Origin of the sequence: Rhizobium sullae, from assembly GCF_900169785.1 — a bacterium.
Taxonomy (GTDB): Bacteria; Pseudomonadota; Alphaproteobacteria; order Rhizobiales; family Rhizobiaceae; genus Rhizobium; species Rhizobium sullae.
On record NZ_FWER01000228.1, the window covers coordinates 1 to 295 of the forward strand.

Genomic DNA, 295 nt, shown 5'->3' on the forward strand with positions numbered 1-295 from the left:
ACCGAACGGTTCGCATAGTTCTTTACGAACCCAAGCATCGGCGCGGGGCGAGCGGATTGAAATTTCCCATTGATCGACCGCTATCCTGTCAAGCGTGAGGTCGCAGTCGCTGTGATGTGGCACCGGACATCCTGCCCCGGCAAGCAACGCATCGCCGGTCCGCGAGCATTTTGGATCGATGGTCATAGATGCGCTCCTTTGCTTCGTTGTCATGGCGCCCCTGAGCCTGTAGTGCAGGTTTCTCCTTATTTCATCTTGAAGAATCGCGAATGGCATCGAGATCGTCGGCCTGCTC

1 pseudogene is annotated in these 295 nt (G+C 56.3%); it reads right to left on the bottom strand.

From position 1 onward, the window contains the following. Nucleotides 1–186, bottom strand: a pseudogene (locus BN1800_RS42125) (hypothetical protein); the annotation flags it as partial. Nucleotides 187–295 lie beyond the last annotated feature (109 nt).